Origin of the sequence: Nocardioides thalensis (assembly GCF_013410655.1) — a bacterium.
In the GTDB taxonomy this organism is placed as follows: domain Bacteria; phylum Actinomycetota; class Actinomycetes; order Propionibacteriales; family Nocardioidaceae; genus Nocardioides; species Nocardioides thalensis.
This window is the reverse complement of sequence record NZ_JACCFP010000001.1, coordinates 1237995-1261896: the sequence shown is the minus strand read 5'-3', so window position 1 is coordinate 1261896 and position 23902 is coordinate 1237995. Positions and strand designations below refer to the sequence as shown.

25 protein-coding genes are annotated in these 23902 nt (G+C 72.3%); 13 read left to right on the top strand and 12 right to left on the bottom strand.

The annotated features are described in order from the left end of the window. Nucleotides 1-27: 27 nt before the first annotated feature. On the top strand, nucleotides 28-648 hold the full coding sequence (locus HNR19_RS06250) for a ClpP family protease (protein ID WP_179667112.1): 621 nt from the start codon (nucleotides 28-30) through the stop codon (nucleotides 646-648). Further along, on the top strand, nucleotides 645-1247 hold the full coding sequence (locus HNR19_RS06245) for a ClpP family protease (protein WP_179667111.1): 603 nt from the start codon (nucleotides 645-647) through the stop codon (nucleotides 1245-1247). The genes HNR19_RS06250 and HNR19_RS06245 overlap by 4 nt, the downstream gene beginning before the upstream one ends. Before the next feature lie 22 nt (nucleotides 1248-1269). Here the strand turns inward: HNR19_RS06245 and HNR19_RS06240 are convergent, their stop codons facing one another. Then, nucleotides 1270-1584 (bottom strand): helix-turn-helix domain-containing protein, encoded by a 315-nt coding sequence (locus tag HNR19_RS06240; RefSeq protein WP_179667110.1) that lies wholly within the window; start codon nucleotides 1582-1584, stop codon nucleotides 1270-1272. Between the two features lie 74 nt (nucleotides 1585-1658). Here HNR19_RS06240 and dapD point away from each other — a divergent pair, with 74 nt between their 5' ends. Both dapD and HNR19_RS06230 read left to right on the top strand, forming a co-directional pair. Next, entirely contained in the window at nucleotides 1659-2615 is a 957-nt protein-coding gene (dapD, locus tag HNR19_RS06235; RefSeq protein ID WP_179667109.1) for a 2,3,4,5-tetrahydropyridine-2,6-dicarboxylate N-succinyltransferase, read from the top strand. Nucleotides 2616-2667: 52 nt separating this feature from the next. After that, nucleotides 2668-3627, top strand: coding sequence for a VldE C-terminal domain-containing protein (locus HNR19_RS06230; protein WP_343047076.1), 960 nt, complete (start codon nucleotides 2668-2670; stop codon nucleotides 3625-3627). A 13-nt stretch (nucleotides 3628-3640) separates the two neighbouring features. On the opposite strand, the gene HNR19_RS06225 is transcribed toward HNR19_RS06230, so the two are convergent. Then, a complete protein-coding gene (locus HNR19_RS06225; RefSeq protein WP_179667108.1) occupies nucleotides 3641-5590 on the bottom strand; it encodes an ATP-binding protein in 1950 nt (649 codons plus the stop codon). 59 nt (nucleotides 5591-5649) lie between these two features. Between HNR19_RS06225 and HNR19_RS06220 the strand changes: the two genes are divergently transcribed. The 4 genes from HNR19_RS06220 to HNR19_RS06205 all read left to right on the top strand — a co-directional run bounded on the left by HNR19_RS06220 (nucleotide 5650) and on the right by HNR19_RS06205 (nucleotide 8587). After that, entirely contained in the window at nucleotides 5650-6039 is a 390-nt protein-coding gene (locus HNR19_RS06220) for a cupin domain-containing protein (protein ID WP_179667107.1), read from the top strand. A gap of 80 nt (nucleotides 6040-6119) precedes the next feature. Beyond that, nucleotides 6120-7520 carry a hypothetical protein gene (locus HNR19_RS06215; RefSeq protein WP_179667106.1) on the top strand — a complete coding sequence of 467 codons (1401 nt, stop codon included), beginning with the start codon at nucleotides 6120-6122 and terminating at the stop codon, nucleotides 7518-7520. 90 nt (nucleotides 7521-7610) lie between these two features. Then, nucleotides 7611-7985: a hypothetical protein gene (locus HNR19_RS06210; RefSeq protein ID WP_179667105.1), complete on the top strand. Its 375-nt coding sequence runs from the start codon at nucleotides 7611-7613 to the stop codon at nucleotides 7983-7985. Nucleotides 7986-8092: 107 nt separating this feature from the next. Next, complete coding sequence (locus HNR19_RS06205) at nucleotides 8093-8587, top strand: hypothetical protein (RefSeq protein WP_179667104.1); 495 nt, start codon at nucleotides 8093-8095, stop codon at nucleotides 8585-8587. 1 nt (nucleotide 8588) lies between these two features. Here HNR19_RS06205 and HNR19_RS06200 read toward each other — a convergent pair whose 3' ends face one another. The 3 genes from HNR19_RS06200 to fdxA are packed head-to-tail and all read right to left on the bottom strand — an operon-like array spanning nucleotide 8589 to nucleotide 10806. After that, entirely contained in the window at nucleotides 8589-9347 is a 759-nt protein-coding gene (locus HNR19_RS06200) for a PHB depolymerase family esterase (RefSeq protein WP_179667103.1), read from the bottom strand. A 35-nt stretch (nucleotides 9348-9382) separates the two neighbouring features. Continuing rightward, nucleotides 9383-10486: a succinyldiaminopimelate transaminase gene (dapC, locus tag HNR19_RS06195; protein ID WP_218910477.1), complete on the bottom strand. Its 1104-nt coding sequence runs from the start codon at nucleotides 10484-10486 to the stop codon at nucleotides 9383-9385. Continuing rightward, complete coding sequence (fdxA, locus tag HNR19_RS06190; protein ID WP_179667102.1) at nucleotides 10483-10806, bottom strand: ferredoxin; 324 nt, start codon at nucleotides 10804-10806, stop codon at nucleotides 10483-10485. The genes dapC and fdxA overlap by 4 nt, the downstream gene beginning before the upstream one ends. A gap of 89 nt (nucleotides 10807-10895) precedes the next feature. On the opposite strand from fdxA, the gene HNR19_RS23450 reads away from it, so the two are divergent. The 3 genes from HNR19_RS23450 (at nucleotide 10896) to HNR19_RS06175 (ending at nucleotide 13236) form a co-directional block, all read left to right on the top strand. Further along, nucleotides 10896-11831, top strand: a complete 936-nt coding sequence (locus tag HNR19_RS23450) for a GNAT family N-acetyltransferase (RefSeq protein ID WP_179667101.1) — start codon at nucleotides 10896-10898, stop codon at nucleotides 11829-11831. A 9-nt stretch (nucleotides 11832-11840) separates the two neighbouring features. After that, a complete protein-coding gene (locus tag HNR19_RS06180; RefSeq protein ID WP_179667100.1) occupies nucleotides 11841-12686 on the top strand; it encodes a metal-dependent hydrolase in 846 nt (281 codons plus the stop codon). Between the two features lie 124 nt (nucleotides 12687-12810). Continuing rightward, nucleotides 12811-13236 (top strand): hypothetical protein, encoded by a 426-nt coding sequence (locus HNR19_RS06175; protein ID WP_179667099.1) that lies wholly within the window; start codon nucleotides 12811-12813, stop codon nucleotides 13234-13236. A 151-nt stretch (nucleotides 13237-13387) separates the two neighbouring features. Here the strand turns inward: HNR19_RS06175 and HNR19_RS06170 are convergent, their stop codons facing one another. Then, nucleotides 13388-14824, bottom strand: coding sequence for an HNH endonuclease signature motif containing protein (locus HNR19_RS06170; protein ID WP_179667098.1), 1437 nt, complete (start codon nucleotides 14822-14824; stop codon nucleotides 13388-13390). Nucleotides 14825-15289: 465 nt separating this feature from the next. Here HNR19_RS06170 and HNR19_RS06165 point away from each other — a divergent pair, with 465 nt between their 5' ends. Further along, complete coding sequence (locus tag HNR19_RS06165) at nucleotides 15290-16585, top strand: ISL3 family transposase (protein WP_179670126.1); 1296 nt, start codon at nucleotides 15290-15292, stop codon at nucleotides 16583-16585. A 179-nt stretch (nucleotides 16586-16764) separates the two neighbouring features. Here HNR19_RS06165 and HNR19_RS06160 read toward each other — a convergent pair whose 3' ends face one another. Both HNR19_RS06160 and HNR19_RS06155 read right to left on the bottom strand, forming a co-directional pair. Beyond that, nucleotides 16765-17271 (bottom strand): GNAT family N-acetyltransferase, encoded by a 507-nt coding sequence (locus HNR19_RS06160; protein WP_179667097.1) that lies wholly within the window; start codon nucleotides 17269-17271, stop codon nucleotides 16765-16767. Then, nucleotides 17268-18659 (bottom strand): cystathionine beta-synthase, encoded by a 1392-nt coding sequence (locus HNR19_RS06155; RefSeq protein ID WP_179667096.1) that lies wholly within the window; start codon nucleotides 18657-18659, stop codon nucleotides 17268-17270. The genes HNR19_RS06160 and HNR19_RS06155 overlap by 4 nt, the downstream gene beginning before the upstream one ends. Before the next feature lie 60 nt (nucleotides 18660-18719). On the opposite strand from HNR19_RS06155, the gene HNR19_RS06150 reads away from it, so the two are divergent. After that, on the top strand, nucleotides 18720-19760 hold the full coding sequence (locus tag HNR19_RS06150; protein WP_179667095.1) for a GDSL-type esterase/lipase family protein: 1041 nt from the start codon (nucleotides 18720-18722) through the stop codon (nucleotides 19758-19760). Nucleotides 19761-19770: 10 nt separating this feature from the next. Here the strand turns inward: HNR19_RS06150 and HNR19_RS06145 are convergent, their stop codons facing one another. The 4 genes from HNR19_RS06145 to HNR19_RS06130 are packed head-to-tail and all read right to left on the bottom strand — an operon-like array spanning nucleotide 19771 to nucleotide 23727. Next, nucleotides 19771-20412 (bottom strand): LuxR C-terminal-related transcriptional regulator, encoded by a 642-nt coding sequence (locus tag HNR19_RS06145; protein WP_179670125.1) that lies wholly within the window; start codon nucleotides 20410-20412, stop codon nucleotides 19771-19773. Beyond that, complete coding sequence (locus tag HNR19_RS06140; RefSeq protein ID WP_179667094.1) at nucleotides 20409-21632, bottom strand: sensor histidine kinase; 1224 nt, start codon at nucleotides 21630-21632, stop codon at nucleotides 20409-20411. Before HNR19_RS06140 ends, HNR19_RS06145 begins: the two co-directional genes overlap by 4 nt. Before the next feature lie 14 nt (nucleotides 21633-21646). Next, a complete protein-coding gene (locus HNR19_RS06135; RefSeq protein ID WP_179667093.1) occupies nucleotides 21647-22981 on the bottom strand; it encodes an FtsX-like permease family protein in 1335 nt (444 codons plus the stop codon). Then, the gene (locus HNR19_RS06130) at nucleotides 22978-23727 is read right to left on the bottom strand and encodes an ABC transporter ATP-binding protein (protein ID WP_179667092.1); all 750 of its coding nucleotides are present in this window, start codon (nucleotides 23725-23727) and stop codon (nucleotides 22978-22980) included. Before HNR19_RS06130 ends, HNR19_RS06135 begins: the two co-directional genes overlap by 4 nt. Nucleotides 23728-23902: the final 175 nt, after the last annotated feature.

Here is a 23902-nt window from a genome sequence, read left to right as displayed (position 1 = left end):
CGGCGTCGTACGGCGGACCGTGGGTGCATGACCACGAACGCACCCGAGCGCCCGCTCGGCATGATCGACGACCAGCTCACCGCGCGGCTGCTCCAGCAGCGCATTATCGTCCTCGGCCAGGAGGTCGACGACCCGATCGCCAACCGCATCTGCGCCGCGCTCCTGCTGCTGTCCGCCGAGGACCCGCACCGCGACATCAGCCTCTACATCAACAGCCCGGGCGGATCGGTGTCCGCGGGTCTCGCGATCTACGACACGATGCGGATGATCCCCAACGACGTCAGCACGCTCGCGATGGGGCTGGCGGCGAGCATGGGCCAGTTCCTGCTCTCCGCCGGCACCCCGGGCAAGCGGTACGCCCTCCCCCACGCGCGGGTGCTGCTGCACCAGGGGTCCGCGGGCATCGGCGGCACCGCCATCGACATCGAGATCCAGGCGGAGAACCTGGAGCACACCAAGAACGTGATGATCGGGCTGATCGCCGAGCACACCGGCCAGCCGGCCGAGAAGGTCGAGAAGGACGCGCTGCGCGACCGCTGGTTCACGGCGGAGGAGGCCAAGGACTACGGCTTCGTCGACGAGATCATCACCACCGTCCCGCAGGTCGGCCCGGCCCGCTCGACCGTCGCGTTCGGGAGCCGGGCATGAGCAGCTACACGATCCCGAGCGTGATCGAGAAGACCCTGCACGGCGAGCGGGCCCTCGACATCTACTCGCGACTGCTCAGCGACCGGATCGTCTACATCGGCACCGAGATCGACGACGGCGTCGCCAACGTGGTGATCGCCCAGCTGCTGCACCTCGAGGCGGACAGCCCCGAGACGCCGATCAACCTCTACCTCAACAGTCCTGGCGGATCGGTCACCGCGATGCTCGGCATCTACGACACGATGCAGTTCGTCCGCGCACCCGTGTCCACGACCTGCATCGGGCAGGCGGCCTCGTCGGCGGCCGTGCTGCTCGCGGCCGGCGCGCCGGGACAGCGGTCGGTGCTGCCGCGGTCGCGGGTGATCCTCCACCAGCCGTCCGGCGGCGGGCAGGGCACGCTCCCCGACCTCGCCGTGCAGGCGAAGGAGATCGTCCGGTTGCGCAGCCAGATGGAGGACGTGCTCGCCCACCACACGGGGCAGACGGTGGAGCGGCTGCGCGAGGACACCGATCGCGACCTCATCCTCGATGCCGAGGGCGCGGTCGCCTACGGCCTCGCCGACGCGGTGCTGGAGAGCCGGAAGCTCGCCGTGGCGTGAGCCCTGGCCGGGAACGAGGCGGTCAGGCGGCGAGGCACACGGGGCCGTCGAGGCGCCGCGAGACCCGCAGGGTCAGCTCGGCCATCCGCAGCCCGAGCGCGCCGGTGACCGCGGACAGCACCTCCGAGCTCGGCTCCTTCAGCCCGCGCTCCACCTCCGACAGGTACTGCACGGAGATCCCGGACGTCCTCGCGACGTCGGACAGCGTCCGGCCGAGCCGGTGGCGCTCCTCCCGGAGCACGTCACCGGCGGCCTCCCGCCACAGGGGCTCGGGCCCCGGCGGCGCCGCCGGTTCGTCGTACGCCGGCCGGTCCGGGAACCTCAGCACGTCACCCATGCCCCGACCGTAGGCGCGTCCGCGACCGCGGCCCAGCGATTCCGCTGCAAGCAGAACGACTACGATCACCGCACGTGACTGCTGCCTGGGGCTACGGCCTGACCACGACAACCCAGACCGCCTCCGACTCCGGGGCCGTCCAGGTGCTCGACACCTGGTTCCCCGCCCCCGCGCTCGGCGCCAAGCCGGCCGACGTGACCGCGCCGGCCGACCTCGGCCTGCTGGAGGGCGCCGACGAGGCGCGCGCCGTACGGCGCAGCGTCACCCTCGTCGAGATCGCCGACCTGTCGGCGGCTCCGGTGGACACCACCGACGCCTGGCTGCGCCTGCACCTGCTGTCGCACCGGCTCGTGCGGCCGCACGAGGTCAACCTCGACGGCCTGTTCGGCCTGCTCACCAACGTCGTGTGGACCAGCGCCGGCCCGTGCGCCGTCGACGGCTTCGAGCTCACCCGCGCCCGGCTCAAGGCGGCCGGCCACACCGTCGCGGTCTACGGCATCGACAAGTTCCCGCGGATGGTCGACTACGTGCTGCCCACCGGCGTCCGGATCGCCGACGCCGACCGGGTGCGGCTCGGCGCGCACCTCGCCGAGGGCACGACCGTGATGCACGAGGGCTTCGTCAACTTCAACGCCGGGACCCTCGGCGCGTCGATGGTCGAGGGCCGGATCAGCGCGGGCGTCGTCGTGGGCGACGGCTCCGACGTCGGCGGCGGCGCGTCGATCATGGGCACGCTGTCGGGCGGCGGCAAGGAGGTCATCTCGATCGGCAAGCGCTGCCTGCTGGGCGCCAACGCCGGGATCGGCATCTCGCTCGGTGACGACTGCGTCGTCGAGGCCGGCTGCTACGTGACCGCGGGCACCAAGGTGACGCTGATCGAGGGCGGCCGGGCTCCGCGGGTGGTCAAGGCGCGCGAGCTGTCCGGCGCGAGCAACGTGCTCTTCCGGCGCAACTCCGTCAGCGGCGCCATCGAGGCGGTGCCGTGGCAGGGCGACGGCATCGCGCTCAACGAGGCGCTGCACGCCAACTGATCGCGCGTTGGCGCGAGTCCCCGGGTCACCACCCCCTCCCCACACTGGAGTCGTGAAGAACAGCACCGCGGCGATCGTCGTCGGCCTGGCCGCGATGGTCATCATCGCGGTGGTCGGCGTTGCCGTGCTGAAGTCTGCCGACGAGATCCTCGACGGCCCCAGCGGCGACTGCACGGTCACGGTCGCCAACCACGACGTGCGGGTCACCGGCGAGCAGGCCGAGAACGCCTCGCTGATCACCGCGATCGCGATCGAGCGCGGGCTCCCGGCGCGCGCGGTGTCGATCGCGCTCGCGACCGCCTACCAGGAGTCCGACCTCTACAACATCGACTACGGCGACCGCGACTCCGTCGGCCTCTTCCAGCAGCGGCCCTCGCAGGGCTGGGGCACGGTCGAGCAGCTGCTCGACCCCGCCTACGCGACGAACGCGTTCTACGACGCGCTCGAGCAGGTCGACGGCTACGAGGGCATGGAGATCACCGTCGCCGCGCAGACGGTGCAGCGCTCCGGCTTCCCGGACGCCTACGCGGACCACGAGGCCGACGCGCGCGCCCTGGCCTCGGCCCTCACCGGCTACTCCCCCGCCACGTTCTCCTGCGACCTCGACGGGGGCGCCCCCTCGGCGGACGAGGCGCTGCTCGACACCGGGCTCACGCCGCGTGCGGACGCCGTACGCCGCGACCTGCTCGACCGGTTCGGCGACCTGGCGCTCGGCGGGTTCGCGCCCGGCGGCGTCACCGACGGCCACATGGAGGGCTCGGCCCACTACGAGGGCCGCGCGGTCGACGTGTTCTTCCGGCCGATCAACGAGGACAACCGCACGCGGGGGTGGGCGCTCGCCCACTACCTGGTCGCCAACGCGGCCCGGCTCGACGTGCGCACGGTCATCTTCGACGACCGGATCTGGGTCGCCGGCCAGGACGGCTGGGAGAACTACGACCCGCCGTCGCGCTCGGGCGACCAGGCGGTGCTCGAGCACCGCGACCACGTGCACGTCGACGTCTTCGGCTGAGCCGCGACGGTCGTCAGCCGGTGACCTTCCACTCCAGCCGGGCGACGGGGTCCGGCTCGTAGCAGCAGCAGGTGCCGGTGCGGACCGTGCGGTCGAGGTGGGCGCCGAGGTCGGGGGCGACCTCGGACAGTCGCGCCAGCGCGTAGCGCAGCGACCGGGTGACGCTCGTCCGGGCGCGCTCCGCGGTACCGCCGGTGGTGCGCGCCCGCCCACCCAGCCCGGCAGCAGCGGTCAGCTCGGCCACGAGGTAGTCGCGGTCGCGCTCGGCGAGGCGCACGCGGGCCTCGTCGTGGTCGGCCTCGGCCTCCGCCAGGTCGGCCTCGACCTCCGCGAGACGACGGCGGTATGACGCCTTCGCCTCGTCGTCGAGCACCGGCAGGCCGGGAGCGACCGCTCCGGCGCCGGCGAGGTCGAGGACGTGGTGCTCGCGGCTTGGCGCGGAGAGGAGCCTGGCGAGGTAGGCGATGCCCTTCAGGTCGGGCAGCACCACGGCCCGGCCGTCGTACCGCACCAGCCAGTGGTCGCCGTCGCGCACCAGCTCCGCCACACCTCCGCTCGCGGCCGGAGCAGCGTCGGGCCGCACGGCCGCGACTCCGAGCCGCTGGTCGACGACCTGCACGGCCAACTCGGCGCCGAACGCCTCGAACCCACGCCGCGCCGCCTGCCACTCGAGCCGCGCCACGTCGGCATTGCCGAGGCGGTGCTGCGCGTCACCCGTGAGCGTGCGCGCGAGCGCGGCGTCGTACGGCGCGTCGAGGTCGATCCAGAGTGCAGCGGCCTCGCGTGCGACGCCGATCGCCCGGTCGGCGTCGCCCGCCAGTAGCGCGGCCCGTGCCTCCGCGAGCCGGACCGTCGCCCGCAGACCGTCGCTCGGGTAGGCCGCATGGACCGCGGCGAGCTCGGCCGCGGCGGTGGCCGCGGTGGCCGCGTCGCCCAGGTGCTCGGCGACCTGCGCCTGTGCCGCGAGCAGGGGCACGGCGCGCAGCCCGCCGAACGGTGGCCGCTCCTTCCACGGCACGTCGGTGGGGTGGCTCAGCTCGGCCCGGATCATCTCGGCGGCCTCGGCCGCCTCTCCCTGGGCGAGCCGGAGCAGCGCGAGCCCCGGTTGAGCACACCACGCACGGGCGTTCGCCTCGAGGAACGCCTCCTCCGCGCCGGCCAGGTCACCACGTCGCAGGCGGATGTTGCCGAGCTCGACCAGCGGCCAGCCGTACTCCCGGCGCATCCACGGGCGCAGCTCGTCGCAGGCCGCGACCGCCTCGGCCTCCGCCGCGGCGGCCGGCCCGGACATCCGGAGCAGCTCGGCGCGGTGCACGCGACAACGGCCGTGCGTGGCGCCGTACGCCGTGCCGTGGCGCCAGCGCTCCATGACCTCCGTCCACGCCCGGGCCAGGTCGTGGCGGCCGAGCCACTGCGCCACACAGATCAGCTCGCAGTAGACGTTGCCGGTGGTCAGCGGGTCGAACTCGCCCGCGGCGAGGGCGACCGCGAGCCGATCGAGCTGGTCGATCGCGTCGTCGACCTCGCCGGCATGGATGGCGAGCCGGGCGGCGGCGACCAGGCCGAGCCCCCGGGCGGGGTCGACGCCGAGCCGGGTGCCGAGCTCGACCGCCTCGCGCGCGGGCGCCGCCGCGCCCTCCGGGTCGCCGGAGAGGATGCGCTCGTACGTGCGGGTGATCGCCAGGATCGCGTGCGCCGGGCCCGTCGGCTCGCTCTCGAGCTGCTGGCGCGCCCGCGTCTCCCACGCGCGCACCGGCGCCATCAGCCCGGTCTCGCACAGCAGGTTGAGCGCGACCAGAGCCGCGGCGAGTGCCGCGTCCGAGCGGCGCCCGGCAGCGACGTGCACGGCGTACAGCTGCTCCCAGGCGGTGAGCGCCGCCTCCATCCGGCCGTCGCGGTAGGCCTCCTCGGCTCGCTCCGCGAGCGCCTCGGGGGACTCCGGATCTGGCAGGGAGCCGGCCATTGTCACAGTGTGACAGCGGATGTCACGCCTCACGGGCAAACCCCGAGAGGAGCACCACCATGCACATCGCCAAGCACGACCTCCCCGTGAAGATGAACGCCCTCGGCGCCGTCGCGCGCCACCTGCCCGACTTCGGTACGGCGCACGGCCCGCTCGCCGCCGAGTACTTCAGCCTCGCCGCGGGGGTCGACATCGCCCCGCTGCTGCGCGGCCTCGACGACGACGTGTGCTTCGCGCCGCACTGGGGCTACGTGCTCGCCGGCCGCGTCGTCGTCACCTTCGCGGACGGCGCCAGCGAGACCGACGTGACCGGAGACGTCTTCCACTGGCCCGCCGGCCACTCGGTCCGGGTCGAGGAGGACGCGGAGCTGGTGCTGTTCAGCCCGGCCGCCGAGCACCTCGCCGTGATGAACCACATGCTCGGCGTCCTCGCCACGGTCCCGTCATGAGCGCGCGGTCACGAATCTGGACCCGCCGGGTATCGATCGTCGACTGGTCGCGTCCGTCCGCGCGAGCAGATCGTCGAAGCATGAAGACCACCCACCGCTCCCGGAGCGCCACGGCGCTCACCCTCGCCATCGGCGCGACGCTCAGCGGCGTCGCGACCGCCGCGCCGGACAACGCGGTCTCTGCGCCCGGCAACCCGCAAGCCATCATCATCGACGCGCCGACCAACGCCGACACGGCGCAGAAGGCCAACCACTACCCGTCGACGACCACCATGTGGGGCATCGACGGGCCGATCACCGACGTCAACGTCGACCTCAACCAGGTGACCCACGGCTTCGGCTCCGACCTCGACATCGTGCTGAAGTCGCCGGCCGGCACCGCGGTGCTGCTGGTGTCGGACTCGTGCGGCGCGGGCCCGGTCATCCAGAACTACTGGACGATCGACGACGAGGCGGCCAGCCAGCTGCCCGGCTCCCAGTGCGCCTCGGGCTCCTGGAAGCCGAGCAACCCCGGCCTCTTCCCGACCCCCGACATCCTCCCCGCCCCGGCGCCCCTGTCGCTCAAGCACAGCCTGTCGGCGTTCAACGGCGAGAACCCGAACGGGACCTGGCAGCTGTTCGTCCACGACGACACCAACCGGTTCCCCAACGGCGCCGACCACGGCGTGGTGCTGCAGGGCTTCCGGGTCATCATCGAGACCGCGAGCCAGTCGATCGTGGTGCCCGCGGACGCGGACGGCGAGGGACCCGCCACGCCGTACCCGCTGACCATCCCGGTGTCGGGAAGGTCCGGCGTGATCGAGGACGTCGCCGTCAACCTGCACGGCATCGGGCACTCCCGCCCCGACGACCTCGACATCCTGCTGGTCGCGCCCGGAGGCCAGAAGATCTGGCTCATGTCCGACGCCTGCGGGCATTTCGCGCCGCCGCTCGGGAAGACCTGGCGCCTCAACGACCGCGACCCGGCGATGTCCGACAACGGCAACTGCAACCTCGGCGGGGCCGGCGGCGGCGGGATCAACTTCGCCCCGACCGCCTACGAGCCCGGCGACGTGATGCCGGCGCCCGCACCGGCCGGGCCGTACTCGACCGGGCTGCTCCGGTCGCTCTACGGCACCAACCCCAACGGGGACTGGAAGGTCTACATCAACGACGACTTCGCCGCGCACTCCGGCTACCTGAGCGACGTCTCCCTGTCGTTCGAGCTCGGCGCACCCGACGCCACCGCTCCCGACACGACGATCACGGCCGGGCCGGCCTCGCCGACGAGGTCCCGCAGCGCGGCGTTCTCGTTCAGCGCGACGGAGAACGGGTCGACGTTCCAGTGCAAGCTCGACGACCGGGCCTGGCGGGCGTGCACCTCGCCTCGCAGCTACGCGCGGCTCGCCCTCGGCCGACACGTCTTCCGGGTGCGGGCGACCGACCTCGCGGGCAACCGCGACGCCACTTCGGCCACCTGGACCTGGCGGATCCGGAATTAGTTCGAGATCGCCAGAACTTTCCTGGCGGCGGCTGCATCACACCTGGCATAAGCGCACACCGCGCTCCAGAACCCCCCGAGAGGAAACGTCATGAACACCATCACCCGCATCGCCGCCACCGTCCTCGCCGCCAGCGCCGCCACCGCGGTCGTCGCCGGCACCGCCACCTCCGCCCACGCCGCCGGCTCCCGGACGACGGTGACCATCCAGGCCGAGGGCACGGACCTGTCCGGCTTCGTCACCAGCAGCAACCCCGCCTGTGTCGAGGGCCGCAAGGTCATCGTCATCAAGCAGGTCGGCAGCCGTGGTGGCGGCGACGACGTGAAGTTCGCGTCCGACACCGCCGACAGCGACGGCAGCTGGAACACCGGCAACACCGGCACCGAGGGCTTCTTCTACGCCAAGGTCAAGGCCACCACCACGTGCGCCCGCGACCTCAGCCCGACGGTCCAGGCCGTCCGCTGACCGATGACCGTCAACCACATCACCCGCCGCGGCCACTAGCGGCACACCCCGGGACCGGGCATCGTGAGATGTCCGGTCTCGGGGCTCTCTCCTGAAGGGACACACCGATGACCTCCCGCCACCCGATCCCCCTCCTCCTCGCCATCGCCGCGACGGCCACCGCCCTCGCCGGCTGCTCCGGCTCCGACGAGCTCTCCCTGGGCACCGCCGCGGAGGTCGACTTCGGCACGGTCGCCGTGACCGACGTGCGCACCGGCTCGACCGACGAGCTCGAGGCCGGCGGCTTCAGCCTCGACCCCGAGGAGCAGGGCCAGCAGGTGTTCTACGTCGACGTGACGTTCGAGAACGAGAGCGACTCCCCCGTGGCCCCGGGCCGCCCGAGCGGCGAGGACGCCGACGAGAACCTGATCAGCCCGCTCGTCGTCATCGACATGGGCGGACCCGCCTTCACCGAGTGCGCCGGGGTGCCCGAGGAGATCGGCGCCGGCGAGACCGTCGAGGCGTGCACCATCCTGATGGCGCCGCAGGGCATCGACCTCGAGCGGATCTCTTACCTGCCGAGCGGCGGTGGGGACTTCATCTACTGGGAGACGGGATTGTGAGTCAGCCGCCGAGGCGGTGGGCCTCGAAGAACTCCCAGATCAGCCCCGTCGCCTCCCGCGGCCACTCGTGGCCCATCCGCGGCAGCTCGTAGACCGCGTGCACCGCCCCGTCGTCGCACTGGGCGATGGAGCGGCGCGCGGGTCCGCCGTACATCCGGATCTCGGCGACCTCCGGCTGCTCGCAGCCGGCGGCCTTCGCCCACGTCCTGTTGGTCGACGGGAAACCGGCGGCCAGGTTGTCGCGGCCGCCCTGGAAGGTGATCAGGGGTACGGCGCGGCGGGGCGAGAAGTCGCTGGGTGGGAGGCCGCTGACGGGTGCGAACGCCGCGATCCGGTCGGGAAGCCGAACGGCCAGGTCGTAGACCAGCGATGCCCCGCGGGAGAACCCGCCCGCGTAGACGCGCCGCGGGTCGACGCCCTCCTCGGCCACCAGGCGGTCGATCAGGTCGCGGAGCGCGCCGATCTCGAGGTAGGGATCGGGGTAGGCGACGACGAAGCCCTCCTCGTCGGCCAGTCGGTTGAAGCGGGTGTCCTGCGCCAGCTGCTCGGGCGCCCCGGGCGTGCCGTGGAAGAGCAGCACCAATGGCCGCTTGCCCTCGCCTCCGGGCGGCACGTGGAGCAGCAGGTCGTCCTCCGCCGCCTCGGTCGCCACGGCGGACGATGGCGACGCGGTCGGGCCGGACTCGCCACCGCTCCCCACCTCCTCGTCCGGAGAGCACGCGACGACCAACAGCAGCCCGATCACCCACAGCCAGCGCACGCGCCGACGGTACCTGCGGACGCGCCCGGACCGCGTCAGATCGCGGAGAGGCGTGCCACCGCGGCGTCGACCCGCTCATCGGTGGCCGTGAACGCGACCCGCACGTGGCTGCTGCCCGCAGCGCCGTAGAACGCGCCGGGGGCGACCAGGATGCCCCGCTCGGCGAGCGAGGCCACGGTGGACCAGCAGTCCTCGCCGCGGGTCGCCCAGAGGTAGAGCGACGCCTCGGAGTGCTCGATCGAGAAGCCCGCGGCCTCGAGGGCGGTGAGCAGCTTGGCCCGTCGTGCGGCGTAGCGCGCGTGCTGCTCCGCGACGTGCTCGTCGTCGTCGAGCGCCGCGATCATCGCGGCCTGCTGGGGAGCGGGCATCTGGAGTCCGAGGTTCTTGCGGACCGCGAGCAGCTCGCCCACGACGGCCGGGTCACCCACGACGAAGGCGCAGCGGTAGCCCGCCAAGTTGGAGCGCTTCGACAGCGAGTGGACCGCGAGGATGCCCTCGGTGCTGCCGCCGCAGATGTCGGGGTGCAGCACGGAGAGGGCCTCCCCCTCCCAGACGCACTCGATGTAGCACTCGTCGGAGATCAGCAGCACGCCGCGCTCGCGGCACCAGTCGACGACCTTCTTCAGGTGGTCCTTCGGCAGCACCCGCCCGGTCGGGTTGGACGGCGAGTTGATCCAGAGGATGCGCGGCGTCTCGGGGCCGAGAGCCGTCAGCGAGTCGGTGGCCACGGCGCGGGCGCCGGCGAGGGCGGCTCCGACCTCGTAGGTCGGATAGGCCAGCTCGGGGTAGGCGACCAGGTCGCCCGGGCCGACGCCGAGGTGCAGCGCCGCGGACGCGATCAGCTCCTTGGAGCCGATCAGCGGCAGCACGTTGCTGATGTCGAGGCCGGTGACGCCGTGGCGGCGCGCCAGCCAGTCGACGACCGCCTGGCGGCTCTCGGGACGCCCGATCGTCAGCGGGTAGCCGGGCGCGTCCGCCGCAGCGCGGAGCGCCTCCTGCACGACCTCCGGCGTCGGGTCGACGGGCGTGCCGACCGACAGGTCGACGATGCCGTCAGCGTGCGCGCGCGCCGTGGCGGCGTACGACGTCAGCTTGTCCCACGGGAAGTCGGGAAGCCGGCCGGAGACGGTCAGCGTCAGTCCTGGTTCTGCGGCGGCAGGGCCGCGATGAACTCGTGGTCCTTGTCGATCTCGCCCATCTTCGCGGCGCCCCCCGGCGAGCCGAGGTCGTCGAAGAAGTGGACGTTGGCGTCGTAGTACTGCTTCCACTCCTCCGGGGTGTCGTCCTCGTAGAAGATCGCCTCGACGGGGCAGACCGGCTCGCACGCACCGCAGTCGACGCACTCGTCGGGGTGGATGTAGAGCATCCGCTTGCCCTCGTAGATGCAGTCGACGGGACACTCGTCGACGCACGCCTTGTCCTTGACGTCGACGCACGGCTGCGAGATGACGTAGGTCATCGTGTGTTCCTCCTGGACCAGGGCTGCGGTACGGGGTGCTCGGGGACACGAAAGCCTTTCGTGTCGGCGGCCAGCCTAGTATCCCGGCCGTGAGCGACGCGCACGACCCTCAGGATCCGGGACGCCACCTCCTCGGCCCGCACGTCGTGGGCCAGCGGGTCGTCGTACGCCGCCTCGTCCGCGGCGAGACCGGACCGACCGGCGGGCCGGCGCTGACCGACCTGCTCGGCGTGTGCGTCGCGTGGGCTGACGGCGTCTGCGTGCTCCACCCCGAGTCGGGCGATCCGGTCACCATCCCGATCGCCGACATCGTCTCCGGCAAGCCGGTGCCGCCCCGCCCGTCTGTGCGGCACCGGGTCTCCGCGCGCGACGCCGAGCTGCACACCGCGTCCCTCTGGGCGACGGTCGAGACGACGCCGCTCGGCGAGTGGCTGCTGCGCACCGACGTCGCCCCCGTGGGCCGGCTCCGCCGGCGGGCGAACTCGTGCCTGGCCTTCGGCGACCCCGGCCTGCCGCACGTCGAGGCGGCGGCCGCCGTACGAGAGTTCTACGACGGCCGCCGGCGGCCGACGTACGTCCAGGTCGAGCTCGGCTCGGCCGAGGAGCAAGCCTTCCGGGACCTCGGCTGGACCGTCGACCCGACGGGGGACGCCGATCTCCGGCTCGCCTCGCTGACCCAGGTACGGCGCCGCCTGCGCGCGGTCGACGGGATGGCCGAGCTCGCGTCGACGGACGGCACCCGCGCGGTCGTCACGGTCGGCGACGGCTCGGCGACGTGGGCGCAAGGCGAGGCGGCGATCGACGGCGACTGGCTCGGGGTGCACGGCGTCGAGGTCGACACCGCGCACCGGCGCCAGGGCCTCGCCACCGCCGTCATGGGCGAGCTCCTCGAGTGGGGCGCGGAGCAGGGCGCCACCACCGTGTGGCTGCACGTCGAGGTCGACAACGCACCCGCGATCGCGCTGTACGACGCGCTCGGGCTGATGCCGCACCACACCTGTCGCTACCTCACCCCTCCGGGCTAGCCTCGACGGATGGACCGCCCGGAACGCGCGCTCCCCGTGCGCCGGATCCGCTTCCGCTACCCCGCAGGGTCGCTCCACCGGCACTACGTCGAGGACGACCTGATGATGAGCCACGTCGTGGCCGTCCTGTCGGCGACGTTCCCACCGGGCGAGGACTTCTTCATCCGGTCGGTGCGGCACTACGCCGGCCAGGTCACCGACCCCGTGCTGCGCGAGCAGGTGCGCGGGTTCATCGGCCAGGAGGCCACGCACGGTCGCGAGCACCGCGAGCTCAACCGGCGGCTCCAGGAGATGGGCTACCCGACCCACCGGGTGAGCCGGTTCGTGAAGGCCTCCCTCGCCTCGGCCACCAAGCGGGCCCCGGCCCGGCTCTGCCTCGCCTACACCGCGGCGCTCGAGCACTACACGGCCACGATCGCGGAGTGCCTCCTCACCAAGCCCGAGGCGCAGCAGCTGCTCGGCGACACCGAGGTGCGCAACATCCTGCTCTGGCACGCCCTCGAGGAGACCGAGCACAAGGCCGTCGCCTTCGACGTCTACCGGACGATCGGCGGCTCGGAGCGCGTACGGCGGCTCGGCTTCGCGATCCAGACCGTCGGGCTGCTCGGCACCGTGCTGATCGCGACGGTCCTCTCCATGCTGCGCGACCGCGCGACGTACAACCCGGTGCGCCTGGCCCGGAGCGTGTGGCGGCTGCGACGGTCGCCCTTCCTGCAGGCCGACGTCAGGCGCAGCCTCGCGGACTACTGGCGCGAGGGGTTCCACCCCTCCGACCATGACAACGAGGAGCTGCTCCGCGTCTGGACCGAGCGCCTGTTCGGTCCCCAGGGATCGCTGGCCGACCACCTGCGCTGACCGGCTCGGCCACGGCACTCGGCGGTTCCTAGATGGGACCGACGCTCCCGGGCGGTCGGGGCGCCCTACGATGCGCTACCTCGAGCGACGGCCGCACGAGATGTTCGGACCGAACGGAGCGCGGATGGGACGTCGCGACAGGTGGGGCCTGCTCACCGCTGGATTGCTGCTCTCGATCGGCACGGCCGCCTGTTCGGCCGAGGATCCCGAGGCGGCCCGAGAGCCCCACTTCGGCGAGCCGCCCGAGTCCCACACGATCGAGGACGTGCCGCTGCCCGCGGAGGCCTTCGCCGGGAACGTCGAGGCGGTCGCGCGCGAATACAGGAAGTGGGAGGTCGAGACGTCGATCGCCGGCTCACGACGCGAGGTGGTCGCGGCTGTCGACGCCGCTCTCACCGAGGCAGGTCTGCAGCGCTTTTGGTTCAGCCGGCGGTGGATGCGAGGCAGGTGGGTGGATGCAGGGGTCGACGTGACCGTCACCTTCGGCGTCGGAAGCTCGAGGTCGACGCTCGTCTCGTACCAGGTCACGGTCGATTCCCAGATGGGCTGATCGACGACTCCTGTAGACCGTCGGCGACGTAGGGGGCGAGCGGCCGGGCTGGACGCGGTTCGGGTCGCGCTCGAGGCCCGCTCCTGGTCGGACCCACGCATGCCCGTGCCCCCGCCGGTGGTGGGGTTCGGCGGGGTGCGGGGCGTGGGAGCTAGTCGGGTGGCGGGTCAGCCGCCTTAACAGGCCCGGGGCAGGGGTGGGTGTCGAGGGTGTAGGTGCCGCCGGGGGTGACCAGCCACTGGTGACCGGTGCGGCCGCGCCAGTAGTAGACCCCGGGCGCGAGCACCCGATACGCCCAGCCGGCCCTATGGGTCTTCAAGCGATGGTGGCCGCGGCAGACCGGGGCCAGGTTGCACGGACACGTCACGCCGCCCTTGGCGTGCGGGATCACGTGGTCGAGGTCGCAGGCCTCGGCGGGACGATTGCAGTGCGGGTACACGCACGTCTGGTCGCGCAGCAGGACTTGGCGGGCTTGGCGTTCGGCGATCTCATACGCGCCGGTGGGTTCGTGGCCGGCGACGTCGAGGACGGGCCGGACGATGATGGTGCCCGCGGCGGCGCACCATTCGCGGACTTGTTCCGCGGTGACCGGTGAGCGGGTGTTGTCCAGCCTGCCGACCGCGTCGAACCCTTCGACGGCGGCTTGGGAGAGGTGGACGGTGAGGTCCACGGTCCGACCGCGCGGGGTGTGCGGCAGGGCCGGCGATGGGGTCTCGTGAGGGCCGTGGCCGGTCTCCTCGACCACCGGGTCGGTGGGGTCGGTGAGGTAGTTGAGGGTGAGGTCGCAGCGGGCCATCTCGCCGAAGGCCATGGCGCGGCGTACGTCGAGGGGTTCGGTGCAGCCGAGCTCGGCGAGCTCGCGGGCGCGGTGGCGCAGGGCTTGTTCGGCGTCGAGGGCATCGGTGAGGTCGACCTCGCCGTGCAGGGGGACGGTGCCGTTGGTGCCGGCGCGGTCGAAGTCGATGTCGAAGTGCCGGGTCTCCGCCGCGGCGGCGCGTCTGGCTTCGGCGAGGTCGGGGTCGAAGCGGGTGATGGCTTCGTCGATGAGGCGTTCGACCTGGGCCCAGGAGCAGGTCGCAGCGAACCGAGCCAGATGCTGATCCACGAACCCCACCGCCTCCACGCCGAGGTCGCGGGTGCAGTCGGCGATCCGCAGGCCCTTCCACACCGGCACGTGGCCGTCCAGGACGCGGGCCCAGATCTGGGGGAGGCGGTGGGAGAGCTCCACGACCTGCCCGACGTAGTTGCGGACTGAGTCGATGCCGCGGGAGAGGATGGCGCCGAGCTCGAGGACGGCGAAGTCGGAGATCAACGGCGCACCCTCACCCGCGAGCGGCAGCCCGGTGTCCAGGCCGCGTTCGGTGAGGGTGGAGGCGTCCTCCGGGACGGCGACGGTGTGTTCGAGGGCCCATTCGGCGATCATCTTGACCTCGCCGAGCATCCGCTCGTTGATGCCGGCGCGGTTGTCCTTGATGTCTCGAAGGAGCTGGTCGGCGCGGGAGAGCGGGGCCTCGGTCAACGGCACGTCGACGGCTCCGGCCGCGGGTGCGGCCGGGAGGTCGAAGAGGGGTGCCGTCCCGAGATCCATACGAGAATTCAAGCACTCGGTTCCGACATCGAGGAACGTCGGGAACCCGCTTGTGGACAGGGGATTCTCGATTCTGGGCTGTGGAGGGGAAGTGGGTCTCGATACGCCCTCGCCTAGCGGCTCGGGCTACTCGACCACCCTGAACACGGCTCCTCGACCACCCTGGAGACGGCTCCTCGATCGTCCTGGATCGGTGGTTTCGAGGCTCGGCCGTGGCCGGCCTCGCACCTCAACCACCGACTACCCGTGTCCGTCGTAACCGCAACCACAGAACGTCGACCGCAGACGGCCTGAAGCCGGCGCAGTAGAGCAACCAAGCACCGCGACCCAAGCGGCGCGCGACCACGTAAATCTGGCTCCAATGACTCTTCCGTGGGTCGCTGATCGCGCCTGAACGACCACACGCCGCTCCCAGCCTAGGTTTCTGGCTTGTCGAAGGTCAGAAACTGCAGAGCGGAGAACGGCGTGCGAAACGCCAGCGTATGGCGCGCCCTGTTGGGCGTCGAGAACACCGTGGTCGAGGACGTCGAGTACGACGAAGAAGCCGAGGTCTTCGTGGCCCATGTCCGGCCGCGGCGCTCAGGCCACGGTCGATGTGGAAGCTGCGGGTCGAGAGCTTCTTGGTACGACCGTGGCGAAGGACGGCGCAGGTGGCGCGGGCTCGACATGGGCATGGTCCCGGTGTTCCTCGAAGCCGGCGCCCCGCGAGTGAACTGCCCCATCCATGGGCCAACGGTGCGGCAGGTCCCGTGGGCTCGGCACGGCGCTGGGCACACCCACACCTTCGACCAGCAGGTCGCTTGGCTGGCCACCCAGTGCTCCAAGACAGCGATCACCCAGCTGATGCGGATCGCCTGGCGCACCGTGGGCGCGATCGTCGCCCGCATTTGGGCCGACACCGCGGCCGGCATCGACGCCTTCGCTGGGCTGCGCCGGATCGGGATTGACGAGATTTCCTACAAGCGTCACCACAAGTACCTGACTGTCGTGGTCGACCACGACACTGGTCGGCTGGTGTGGGCCAGCCCCGGACGAGAACGTGCGACCGTCCATGCCTTCTTCGACGCGCTCGAGGAATCCGGCGAAGGTCGATGTGCCCAGATCACCCACGTCACCGCCGACGGCGCTGAATGGATCGCCGACGTCGTCGGCAAACGATGCCCGAACGCAGTGCGCTGCGCCGACCCCTTCCACGTCGTCGGCTGGGCCACCGACGCCCTGGACGCGGTCCGTCGCGACGCCTGGAACGAAGCGCGGCGAGCCGGTAACAGGAGGAACCGCGGCTGGGCCGACGGGCGTCGTGTCACGGTCGCGACCGGCAATGCCAGGGCGTTGAAGCACGCGCGGTTCGCGCTGTGGAAGAACCCGGAGAACCTCACCGACCGACAGCGGGTGAAACTCGAGTGGATCGCCAAGACCGATCCGCGGCTCTACCGCGCCTACCTGCTCAAAGAGGGCCTGCGGACCGTATTCAAGCTGCAGCCCGACGAGGCCGCTGACGCGCTCGACCGGTGGGTCGCCTGGGCGCGGCGGTCCCGCATCGAATCGTCCGTCCGGCTCCAGTCCCGGATCGTCTACTACCGCACAGAGATCCTGGCCTCGATCGAGCACGGCCTGTCCAACGGCCTCATCGAGTCGGTCAACACCAAGATCCGGCTCATCACCCGCATGGCCTTCGGCTTCAAGTCATCCGACGCGCTCATCGCCCTCGCGATGCTCAACCTCGGCGGCCACCGCCCGGTCCTCCCCGGCCGCCGCTGACCCACGGATCAGTCAGGAGAGCCGTAAATCTGTAAGCCCTGGCAGCGAGGGGTCTCGTGACGGCCGTAGCCGGCCTCCTCGACCACCGGGCAGGGTCTCGTGACGGCCGTGGGCGGCCTCCTCGACCACCGGGAGGGGTCTCGTGACGGCCGTGGACGGCCTCCTCGACCACCGGTGGGCTACTCGACCACCCCGGAACCCAGGGCGGCGAGCGCCTCCCCCGTCAGCCGATACGTGTGCCACTCCTTCATCGGCCGCGCGCCCAGCGCCTCGTAGAACTCGATGGACGGCTTGTTCCAGTCGAGCACGACCCACTCGACCCGCTGGTAGCCCCGCGCGAGGGCGATCCGCGACAGCGCCACGAGGAACGCCTTGCCGAACCCGCTCCCCCGCTGGCCGGGCTCGACGAACAGGTCCTCGAGGTAGATCCCGGGCACACCGGTCCAGGTCGAGTAGGTGCGGAACCACAGCGCGATCCCCACCACCTTGCCGTCGCTCTCGGCCACGAGGCACGACGCCACGGAGTCCTCGCCGAACAGCCACTCGCGCAGCCGCTCGGGTGTGTTCTTCACCGTCTCCGCCGGCTCGCGCTCGTAGTCGGCGAGCTCGCGGATGAGCCGCAGGATGTCGTCAACGTCGTCGGCGGTGGCGACGCGGATGCCGGGCGGCAGCTCGACGGCGGTCATCCGCGGGCGAGGAACGCGAGCAGGTCCTGCCGGGTCAGCACGCCGACCGGCTTCCCGTCCTCCTGCACGAGTACGGCGTCCGCGCCTTCGAGGAGCGCGACGGCATCGCGCGCCTCCTCCGTCGAGCCGATCGTCGGCAGCGGGTCGGACATGTGCTTCTCGACGGCATCGGTGAGCTTGGCCTGCCCGGCGTACAGCGCGTCGAGAAGAGCCCGGTCCGACACCGACCCGGCGACCTCGGCCGCGACGATCGGCGGCTCGGCGCGCACGACGGGCATCTGCGAGACGCCGTACTCCTGGAGGATCGCGATGGCCTCGGCGACGGTCTCGCTCGGGTGGGTGTGCACCAGGTCGGGCAGGGTGCCGGTCTTGCCGCGCAGCACCTCGCCGACCGTCCGGGACGTGGTGGGAGCGCCCGTCGCGAAGCCGTAGGTCGCGAGCCAGTCGTCGTTGAAGACCTTCGTCAGGTAGCCACGGCCGGAGTCGGGCAGCAGCACCACGATCACGGCGTTCTCGCCCTCGGGAGTGCCGTCGAGCTCGCGCGCGAGCTGCGCCGCGGCGAACGCCGCCATGCCGGAGGACCCGCCGACGAGCAGCGCCTGCTCGCGGGCGAGGCGGCGCGTGTAGGCGAACGAGTCGGCGTCGGAGACCTCGATCACCCGGTCGGCGACGTTGCGGTCGTAGGTGTCCGGCCAGAAGTCCTCGCCCACTCCCTCGACGAGATAGGGCCGCCCGGTGCCGCCGGAGTAGACCGAGCCGGCGGGGTCGGCGCCGACCACCTTGACGTCGGGGTTCTGCTCCTTGAGGTACTTCCCGACGCCGCTGATGGTGCCGCCGGTGCCCATCCCGGTCACGAAGTGCGTGATCTTGCCGTCGGTCTGCCGCCAGATCTCGGGCCCGGTCTCCTCGTAGTGCGAGCGCGGGTTGTGCGGGTTGGAGTACTGGTCGGGCTTCCAGGCGCCGGGCTGCGAGGCGAGCTTGTCGGAGACGTTGTAGTAGGAGTCGGGGTGCTCGGGCGGCACCGCCGTCGGGCACACGACGACCTCGGCGCCGTACGCCTTGAGCACGTTGCGCTTGTCCTCGCTCACCTTGTCGGGGCACACGAAGACGCACTTGTAGCCCTTCTGCTGGGCCACCATCGCCAGCCCGACCCCGGTGTTGCCGGAGGTCGGCTCGACGATCGTGCCGCCGGGCTGCAGCTCACCCGACTCCTCGGCGGCCTCGATCATCCGCGAGGCGATGCGGTCCTTCACGGACCCGCCGGGATTGAGGTACTCCACCTTGGCCAGCACGACCGGCCCCTTGCCGCTGGTCCCGAGGACCTCGTCGGAGAGCCGCACGAGCGGGGTGTTGCCGATGAGGTCCAGAAGCGAGTCGACGTACTCCATGCCCTCACCGTAGTGCCCATACCCGCACGACGCCCGAGGCCCGTTCCGTACAGTTACCGCGTGACCAAGGCCGCCGCTGCACGCAAGCTGGCCGCCGCTGCGCTGTACGGCGGCGGCGGGCTCACCGTCGCGGGTGCGGGGCTGTACGGCGTGCTCGTCGGCGAGGCCAAGCTGGCGCGCAAGACCATCGGCCCGGTGCTCGAGGATCCGCCGCCCGACGCCACCGGTTGGTACGGCCGGGGCCGCCCGGGGCCGGCGATCCGGATCGCCCTGCTCGGCGACTCCAGCGCCGCTGGCTACGGCGTCGACCGCGTGGAGGAGACGCCCGGCGCCCTCGTCGCGACCGCGATCTCCGAGCACACCGAGCGCCGCACCTACCTCCGCGAGTTCTGCGTCGTCGGCGCGAAGTCGTCCGACCTCGCTGCCCAGGTCGACCGCGCCCTGCCGATCGAGCCGGAGCTGGCGATCATCCTCATCGGCGGCAACGACGTCACCCACACGGTGCTGCCGTCGCAGTCCGTGCGCCACCTCGCCGAGGGGGTGCGCCGCCTGGTCGCCGCCGGCACCAAGGTGGTCGTCGGCACCTGCCCGGACCTCGGCACCGTGCAGCCGATCGCGCCTCCCCTCAAGCAGGTCGCCCGCGCCTGGTCGCGACGCCTCGCGGCCGCGCAGACGATCGCGGTCATCGAGGAGGGCGCGCGCACGGTCTCGCTCGGGTCGATCCTCGGACCCGAGTTCGCCGCGGCGCCGGCACTGCTGTTCGGACCCGACCAGTTCCATCCGTCCGCCGAGGGCTACCGCGCGCTCGCCAACGTGCTGATCCCGTCGGCGCTGGCCGCGCTCGGCGAGGTGCCCGACGAGGAGGCCGCGCTGGAGGCCTACCGCGGGGAGGGCGTGCTGCCGATCACCCGCGCCGCCGTACGTGCGGTCAACCAGCCGGGCACGGAGCTCGACGGCACCGAGATCGCCGGTCGCCGGGCCGGAGTGCGCGGCCTCTGGGTCGAGCTGCGGCACCGCCGCGGCCGCCGGCAGGTCGAGGGCGAGGCCCCGTCGGCGTCCGAGGCCCCCGAGCCGAGCGACCCGGTCGGCGAGAACGCCTGACCCTGCTCCCCTACTCGCCGTTCAGCCAGGCGAGCACGGCGAGCACGCGCCGGTTGTCGTCGGCGGCCTGCGGGAGGTCGAGCTTGGTGAAGATGCTGTTGGTGTGCTTGCCGACGGCCTTCTCGGTCACGAACATGCGTGCCGCGATGGCGGCGTTGGAGCGGCCCTCGGCCATCAGCGTGAGCACCTCGCGCTCGCGCTCGGTGAGCCGGTCGAGCGGGCGCTCGCGGCGGGTGACCAGGCTCGCGACCACCTCGGGGTCGAGGACGGTGCCGCCCCCGGCGATCTGGCGTGCGGCGGCGAGGAACTCGTCGACGTCGGAGACCCGGTCCTTCAGCAGGTAGCCGACCGCCCCCCGCCCATCGGCCAGCAGGTCGCGGGCGTAGAGCGGCTCGACGTACTGGCTGAGCACGAGGATGGGCAGCGCAGGCCGCCGTGAGCGGGCAGCGACGGCCGCAGCCAGGCCCTCGGTCGTGAACGTCGGAGGCAGCCGTACGTCGGTGACGGCGATGTCGAAGTCGTCGCGCTCGAGCGCGCGCTCGAGGCTCGGCCCGTTGTCGACGGACTCGATCACCTCGATGCCGCCGGCGGCGAGGATCCGCTCGAGCCCGACGCGCAGCAGCGCCTGATCCTCGGCCAGCACTGCCCTCAGGGCGTCGGGCACGGCACCTCCATCGTGATCGTCGTCGGCCCACCCGCGGGGCTGGTGACGGCCAGTGTGCCGTCGAAGGCGCCGAGCCGCTTGTGCACCCCCGTCAGCCCGGACCCGCCGGGGTCGGCGCCGCCCCTGCCGTCGTCACCGACCGCGATCCGCAGCCGCTCGCCGTCGTGGGTCGCGCGCACGAACGCCCGGGTGGCCTGCGCGTGCTTCACGGTGTTGGCGAGGCACTCGGCGACGGCGAAGTAGGCGGCGGACTCGATCGGCGCGGGCAGCCGCGGCACGTCGTCGAACGTCGTGGTCACCGGCAGCGGCAGCCCGATGGTGAGCGCCTCGACGGCGCCCGCCAGCCCCTGGTCGGCGAGCACCGGCGGCAGGATGCCGCGGACGACCGACCGCAGGTCCTCCAGCGCCGACACCGTGGTCTCGCGGGCCTCGCGCAGCAGTGCCGCGGCGGCCTCGGGGTCGGTCGCCATCAGCTTCTCGGCGAGGCCGACGTTCATGCCCACCGCGGCGATCCGCGCCTGCGCGCCGTCGTGGAGGTCGCGCTCGATCCGGCGGATCTCGGCGGCCGAGCTGTCGACCACCTCCGCGCGGCTCTCCTCGACCTCCTCCAGCCGGGCCTCCAGCCGCGACCGGCCGAGGATGCCGCGCTCCGCGAGCGCCCGCGCGCGCACCAGCGCAGGGGTCGTGACCCACCAGACGAACAGCAGCGGCCCGCTGAGCAGGGCCAGCCAGAACCACGCCCAGCTGGTGTCGACGACGAGACCGATCGCGTAGGTCACCGGGCCGGCGACCAGCGCCGCAGGCAGCAGCGAGAGGACGAAACCGCCCGTCGCCGAGAAGCAGAGGAACCCGAAGTCCCGCCACCGCTCGCCGTCCCGCAGCCAGACGAACGGCCGGGCGAGCACCGGCAGGTCGCTGGTGTCGCGGTAGGCGGCGGTGATCTCGTCGTCGAGCAGCAGGCCGCTGACGCGGCGGTGGGCGGTCGTGAGCGCCTGGGTCGCGGGCACGGCGGCGAGCGCGAGCAGGACGCCGACACCGGCCAGCCCGGTGGGAATCGCCACCAGGGTCACGATCGCCAGCGCCAGCGCGGGTACGGCGGCCGCGGCGTACCCGGCCGAGAACACGGTGAGCCGGAGCCGCTCGACGAGCGTGGGCACGTCGAGCGGCTCGGGTCGGAGGCCTCCGATGGGCGCGGACCAGTCGGTCATCGCGTCGAAGTGTGTCATTGGAGGGCGGTCCCGCGAGTGACCTTCTGTACGGCGCCGCGCGCGGAGCCGAGGGTCAGCAGGGCGATCCCGGCCGCGATGAGCGGCGGCAGCCAGAGCTGGCCGTCGGGCACCACGCCCTCGTCCCGCGCGATCGCGAACGGCACGATCGTGGTGAGCGAGGCGAGCAGGCCCACGATGATGCCGACACCCGCGACGATCCCCGCCTCGACGACGATCGAGCCACGGGCCTGGGCCCGGCTCGCACCGGCCAGCCGGAGCCGGCGGAGCTCGGCCCTGCGGTGGGCGATCGCCGCGGCGAACGCGTTGACGACCATGATCGCGGCGAACAGCGAGATCATCCCGGTGACCACGTAGTTGAGCATGTTGATGAGCTCACCGGCCTCCTTCTGCGCCGGGTCGTGCATCGTGCGGTTGTCGATCCCGACCAGCATCAGGGTGCCGACGGCGGCCGAGGTGAGCACGATGACCGGCGCGAGCACGCCGGCGAGCAGGTGCGAGCGACGGACGGCGTTGTGCGCTGCCAGATGTCCGCTCGGCGTCCAGCCCACGAGCGCGACGGCCGGCGCCGCGAGGCGGCGCAGCAGCCAGGGGGCCAGCACCGCGAGGCCGACACCGGCGTAGATCGACGCGGCGCCGGAGGTCGCCATCGCGGCGTACGGGTCCTCGGAGTCGCCGGTCACGGTCACCGTGATCACCGCGGTCACCACGCCGTACGCGGCCAGGAGACCGCCCACGACGATCCGCCACCAGTGCATGCGCCGAGGCTCGAGGTCGGCCTCGCGGAGCGAGGCGAGGGCGGACCCGCGGGTCGCGCGCAGCCCGGCGATCGTCGTCGCGGCCATCGCGGCCAGAAGCACCAGGACCGCCGCGGCGGAGAGCGCGATGAGACCGCCGTCGAAATCGGTGGCGGCGGACACCATCCCGCCCTCGCGCAACAGCGCGAACAGCGCCCGTCCTCCGCCGAGGGCGATGCCGGAGCCCAGCACCGCGGCGACCAGCGACACAGCGAACGACTCGCGCCCGATCAGCCGGCGCACCTGGCGAGGGGTCGCCCCGATCGTCCGCAGCAACCCGGTCTCCGCCGAGCGCTGGGTGGCGGTGATGCCGGCGGTGGACGCGACCGCGTAGAGCACGATCGCCGAGCCCCAGCCACCGACGACGGTGCCCATGATCATCAGGCTCTCGCGGTCGTCGCCGGACGTGTGGAACGCGGTCTCGGCGAGCATGGCGAACGAACCGATGAGCGCCGTGCCGAGGAGCACGGCGAGGAAGGTCGCGGTCGCGGCGGTGGGACGGTGTCGCAGCGAGCGCAGGGCCAGGCCGGTCACGACGTCACCCCGGCGACCAGCTCGTCGAGGTGGGCCATCTGGCCGGCGACGGCCTCGACAGTCGGGTGGTCCATCCGGCCCGCGGCGCGGCCGTCCACGAGGAACACGACGGAGTCGGCGAAGGACGCCGCGACCGGGTCGTGGGTCACCATCACGACCGTCGCGCCGAGCTCCGCGACCACGCTGCGGAGCAGCGCGAGGACCGACTGGGCCGTGTGCGAGTCCAGGGCGCCGGTCGGCTCGTCCGCCAGCACGACGGCCGGGTCGGTGACGAGCGCTCGCGCGATCGCGACCCGCTGCTGCTGGCCTCCGGACAGCTCGCCGGGCATGTGGCCGGCGCGATCGGCGAGCCCGACCCGGTCGAGCAGGTCGGCGACCCGGCGGCGGTCGGGCCGGCGCCCGGCGAGCCGGAGCGGCAACTCGACGTTCTGGCTGGCGGTCAGGTAGGGCATCAGGTGGAAGCCCTGGAAGACGAACCCGATGCGGTCGCGCCGCAGCCGGGTACGGCGGGTCTCGCCGAGGTCGGTGACGTCCTGGCCGTCGACGACGACCCGACCGCTCGTGGGGTCGTCGAGGAGGCCGGCACAGTGCAGGAAGGTGCTCTTGCCGGACCCGGACGGGCCCATCACCGCGGTGAACGTGCCGGCCGCGAAGGTGAGGTCGAGGCCGTCGAGGGCGGTGACCGCGGTCGGGCCCTCGCCGTAGACCCGGGTCAGCCCCTGGACCTCGAGTGCTGGTGTGCGCATGGCGTGTCTCCTGTGTCGGTGTGCTTGGTGCCTCCGACACTTCCGGAGCGCGGGCCCGCTCTCGATGGGCCCAGGCAGCCTCGTGGGGTGGAGTTTTCCCTACCCCACGACGACGCCCGGAGAAATGCCGAAGGGCCCCAGATCGCTCCGGGGCCCCTCGATCAGGTGGGGTCGA

Bases quoted from the DNA above. Each gene is read 5' to 3' on its own strand.
- fdxA (WP_179667102.1), bottom strand. From the start codon at position 10,806: ATGACCTACGTCATCTCGCAGCCGTGCGTCGACGTCAAGGACAAGGCG.
- HNR19_RS06130 (WP_179667092.1), bottom strand. From the start codon at position 23,727: ATGCGCACACCAGCACTCGAGGTCCAGGGGCTGACCCGGGTCTACGGC.
- HNR19_RS06240 (WP_179667110.1), bottom strand. From the start codon at position 1,584: ATGGGTGACGTGCTGAGGTTCCCGGACCGGCCGGCGTACGACGAACCG.
- HNR19_RS06250 (WP_179667112.1), top strand. From the start codon at position 28: ATGACCACGAACGCACCCGAGCGCCCGCTCGGCATGATCGACGACCAG.
- HNR19_RS06225 (WP_179667108.1), bottom strand. From the start codon at position 5,590: ATGGCCGGCTCCCTGCCAGATCCGGAGTCCCCCGAGGCGCTCGCGGAG.
- HNR19_RS06140 (WP_179667094.1), bottom strand. From the start codon at position 21,632: ATGACCGACTGGTCCGCGCCCATCGGAGGCCTCCGACCCGAGCCGCTC.
- HNR19_RS06220 (WP_179667107.1), top strand. From the start codon at position 5,650: ATGCACATCGCCAAGCACGACCTCCCCGTGAAGATGAACGCCCTCGGC.
- HNR19_RS06170 (WP_179667098.1), bottom strand. From the start codon at position 14,824: ATGGATCTCGGGACGGCACCCCTCTTCGACCTCCCGGCCGCACCCGCG.
- HNR19_RS06245 (WP_179667111.1), top strand. From the start codon at position 645: ATGAGCAGCTACACGATCCCGAGCGTGATCGAGAAGACCCTGCACGGC.
- HNR19_RS06155 (WP_179667096.1), bottom strand. From the start codon at position 18,659: ATGGAGTACGTCGACTCGCTTCTGGACCTCATCGGCAACACCCCGCTC.
- HNR19_RS06180 (WP_179667100.1), top strand. From the start codon at position 11,841: ATGGACCGCCCGGAACGCGCGCTCCCCGTGCGCCGGATCCGCTTCCGC.
- HNR19_RS06215 (WP_179667106.1), top strand. From the start codon at position 6,120: ATGAAGACCACCCACCGCTCCCGGAGCGCCACGGCGCTCACCCTCGCC.
- HNR19_RS06205 (WP_179667104.1), top strand. From the start codon at position 8,093: ATGACCTCCCGCCACCCGATCCCCCTCCTCCTCGCCATCGCCGCGACG.
- HNR19_RS06210 (WP_179667105.1), top strand. From the start codon at position 7,611: ATGAACACCATCACCCGCATCGCCGCCACCGTCCTCGCCGCCAGCGCC.
- HNR19_RS06160 (WP_179667097.1), bottom strand. From the start codon at position 17,271: ATGACCGCCGTCGAGCTGCCGCCCGGCATCCGCGTCGCCACCGCCGAC.
- HNR19_RS06175 (WP_179667099.1), top strand. From the start codon at position 12,811: ATGGGACGTCGCGACAGGTGGGGCCTGCTCACCGCTGGATTGCTGCTC.